4 protein-coding genes are annotated in these 3,560 nt (G+C 71.2%); 1 reads left to right on the top strand and 3 read right to left on the bottom strand.

Annotated elements, in window-relative coordinates; genetic code table 11:
- Positions 1-232 precede the first annotated feature (232 nt).
- Entirely contained in the window at positions 233-1,060 is an 828-nt protein-coding gene (locus G3573_RS20855; RefSeq protein WP_163263572.1) for a hypothetical protein, read from the top strand.
- Between the two features lie 22 nt (positions 1,061-1,082).
- On the opposite strand, the gene G3573_RS20850 is transcribed toward G3573_RS20855, so the two are convergent.
- From G3573_RS20850 to G3573_RS20840, 3 genes are all read right to left on the bottom strand, one after another.
- Positions 1,083-1,616 carry a hypothetical protein gene (locus G3573_RS20850; protein WP_163263571.1) on the bottom strand — a complete coding sequence of 178 codons (534 nt, stop codon included), beginning with the start codon at positions 1,614-1,616 and terminating at the stop codon, positions 1,083-1,085.
- Positions 1,617-1,678: 62 nt separating this feature from the next.
- Positions 1,679-1,897 (bottom strand): hypothetical protein, encoded by a 219-nt coding sequence (locus G3573_RS20845; RefSeq protein WP_163263570.1) that lies wholly within the window; start codon positions 1,895-1,897, stop codon positions 1,679-1,681.
- Position 1,898: 1 nt separating this feature from the next.
- Entirely contained in the window at positions 1,899-3,116 is a 1,218-nt protein-coding gene (locus G3573_RS20840; protein WP_163263569.1) for a hypothetical protein, read from the bottom strand.
- Between the last annotated feature and the right edge of the window lie 444 nt (positions 3,117-3,560).

The raw sequence follows: 3,560 nt of genomic DNA, 5'->3' as shown, positions 1-3,560 counted from the left end.
GCCTTGGCGAGGCTGGTCGCGGCCTTCGCCGCCACACCCTCCCCCACAGCTCTCAGGGCCAACGCCTTGCCCCCCGCCTCGCTCGGCGCCCTCTCGTCCCGTTTCCCAGCCACCCGTTTCCCCGTCCCTGGCGAAGCTGAAGCCCAGCCCGCCCGTCACGTACCACTGTTATGCGAGCGCCATCCTGCTACAACCGTGACGGGGACGGGCGCAGCCAGGGCGGGGGGGCGACATGAGACTTGAAGATATCCGGCGCGGGATGCTCATCGCGGGCGTAGTTCCCGGCAAGCTCGTATCCGTCGTCGCGGCGGAAATGAACGGCGACACGCTCGAGGTGACCTACCGGGTCGACGGCGCCCTGGGTCAGCGGCTGCTGTCGCGCGCGGACGAGGCCGGCGTGCTGCCGGCCGGCGACCCGCCCTCGACGATCGAAAAATGGCGCCGTCTTGCGGAGCCGAGGTTCGTCTTGCCCGCCCTGCTGGTGATCGCGCTGGCGTTCGGAGCGTTGTCCTTGTCAAGGCACAAGACTGCGCCTGAGCCCGCCTTCACCGACACGCCGGTGGTTATTCGAACCAACGGCGGCCTGCTGGAGGTCGTGAAGGTCAGATACCCACGCCCGGTCAATCTCACCAATATGTTCGTCGTGCTTGGGATCGACGTGCCGTTCTGCAAGGAACACGCGTCCTACACGGTCGACGCGCACATAACCTATCGCGTCCGGCTGGCGAAACACTGGAGCGCGGACTACCGAAATCAGCGCCTGTTCGTGAAGGCGCCGAAGCTCGAGCCCGCGACGCCCGTCGCCTTCGACACCAGGGGACTGAAGGGCACTCTCTCGAAATGCGCCCTGGCGCCGGGCCTCGGCACTCAGGCTGACCTGCTGCGGCGCGTCAGCTCGCTGCTGGAGGCCGACGCGAAGAATCCCAAGTACGTCGATTTCGCCCGCGATCACGGCGCCCGCGATACGGTGCGCGAGTTCGTGCAGAAGTGGCTGATCACCCAGAAGGGCTACGACATCCCGCCGAACACGCCGATCGAGGTCGAGTTCGACGGCGAGTGAAGGCGTTGGGCGGCGGGCGCCCTCACCGCCCCTGTCCCGCCGCGCAATCCCGCAGGAAAGCCTCCGCCAGGGCCCGAGGCGGCGCGGGGTAGGTCGTTCCGTAGTCGCCCTCCGGCGTCGGCGCGGTGAGAATGAGCTTGTCGCCGGTGAGCAGGTTGCGCAGTTGGTCCGGCGTCGGCGAAAGCACCAGTTCGGCCTGGAGCTCATAGCCGGTCGACTGCCAGACCGGCTCGCCGATCACGGCCAGCACGCCGTTCGACAGCCCGGCCGCCTCCGGGATCTCGTACGAGCCGACGTCCGTGACGATCCTCAGACCGTCCACATCGAGCCGGCCGTCGGCCGTGCAGGTCAGCGCCAGCCGGACGTCGGGCACCTGCGGGTAGATGCCGCCGGGCCGCGGAACGACGAGCATCGGACGGTTCACCCAGTCGACGGTCCGCGGATAATCCCACTCGACCGACCCCTCGACCTCGGTCGGACCGATGACGGCCTCAGGCGGCGGCGAACAGGCGGCCAGCGCCGCGACGGCGCAGAGCGCGAGGGCGGGGATACGCACGCGGGACTCACTCGAACGACTGATCGCTCAGTCTGCACGCCTCGCTGGCGCGCGCCAGCCGATCAGGCGTGCAGCCCCATGACGGGAAGCAGCCCCACACCCGTCGCGCACGCCAGCAGCAGCAGGCACCCGAGCGTCAGAACGCCGCCGCCCCACTGACGCCCACGCTCGAAGCAGGCCCGCGCGGCCCAGCCGAGCAGAAACGCGCCGATCAGGGGCATGGCGAGCGCCGCGAGCCAGACCGTCAGCCCGAATATCCACAGCCCCCCGCCGTCCTGCATCTCACGCCCCTGAGGCGGCTTTCGCGTCCACCGGCACGATCGGCAGGACCGGGCCGCCGTCGCACGTGCCGCCGGCCAGCACGTGGCGCCAGCCGAAGCGGCCCTTGAACTCGACCAGGCAGGCGTGGTCGCCGTCGCGCAGCGCCGTCCAGCGTTCGCCCGACACGTCCAGATCCTCGTAGAGCCGCCCCTCGGCCCGCAGGCTCAGCGCGGGATCGTCGTGGGCCTCGCCGCCATGCGCCTCGACCACCGCCGGCACGAGGCGCGGCGGCGTCTGGTCGAGCAGCATGTTCATCAGCACGCCGCCGCCCCAGGCCCAGGGGAACAGGATCATGACCAGAAACACGACGCCGATCCGCGTGCGCGCGCGCTCGTCCGCCGCCGTCGCGACCGCCAGGCCGACCAGGGTGGCGAGCGCCGCCGCCATCAGGGCCGGCCCCTGCTCGACCAGCTGCACGTCTGTCAGCGCCCGCACGGCCAGCGCGCCGGCCGGCGCCAGCAGCAGCCCCCAAAGGTGGGCGCGCATCTCAATTCGGCCGCGCTCGACCAGGATGAACAGGCCCGGCCGCCAGAACGCCAGGGCGAAGGCGAGCGCGGGCGCGGCCAGGGCGGCGTACACCGCCGCCTCGTACGGCCGCGGCCAGAACAGCAGCCATGCGCCCAGCGCGTAGCCGCCGACGTTGAGCACCTGCCCGACCCGGCGCAGCCGCTGCAGGTTCTTCAGGCGCTCAGCTTCCGTAGCGCCCAGGCGCGCGTCGCGGGCGAGCTCGGCCTGGGCGGCCTGCGCCTCGATCATGTCGAGGTAAGGCAGGGCGTTGAGCCAGTCGACGACGGCCGCGTCGCTCGTCACGTACTTCGGGACCATCAGCGAGCGCACGCCCTCGCGGGCGACCAGCACGAAGCCCGCGTCGCCGCCCTGGCGGACGCCGGTGATGTCCGAGAACCGGCGGACCGCGGTGCGGAACACCCCGACCACCTCGATGCGGTCGGCGTGCAGCCGCACCGCCGACTTGCCAGCCGACAGGAGGGCGTAGACGGCGAAGAGCGAAAGTCCGACGGCGATGACCAGGGTCAGCCACGTCGGGCTCGGCTCAGGGGCGCTCAGGTTCCATACGTGAAAGGCGATCGCGCCCGCCGCCAGCAGGATCACGCAGATCGTGCAGAACCACACCAGGCCGCCAGCCGGCCTCACGACGATCGGATACTGCACCAGACTCAAACCCCACGCCCCCAGAGCGCGCAACCTTCGCTGTAAGAGCGTCGGCGCGCAACCTGTGCCTGCCGGGCGGCGCCGGAGCTCGCCGATCAGCCTCAGGTGCAGGCGTCGGAGTAGCGGCCTTCGATTGCGGTCACAGCGTCGCCCGCATCGGTCCGCCACCGGACCTCGCGCGTGTGGGCGCACAGTCGCCCCTCTCCTCTTGCGGGAAAGAGGAGGCCCCGCGCGAAGCGTTTGAGGGTGAGGGGTCGCGCGGCGGCCGACATGGGCCGCCCATGTTAAGGCGCCGCTGGAAACCCGCGTCGATCCGCGGCCCGCCACGCGCTGGCGGCCGCCCGCCCGCGCCGCTAGCCTGTCGCGACGCGCGCCGGGGGCCGGGCGCGCCTGTCTCGGGGGCATAGCGTTGCGTATTCGGTTGTGGATCCTCGCCGGCGTGCTGGCGGCCGG

It is taken from the genome of Caulobacter sp. 17J65-9 (assembly GCF_010975005.1).
In the GTDB taxonomy this organism is placed as follows: domain Bacteria; phylum Pseudomonadota; class Alphaproteobacteria; order Caulobacterales; family Caulobacteraceae; genus 17J80-11.
This window is presented reverse-complemented; position numbering and strand designations above follow the sequence as displayed.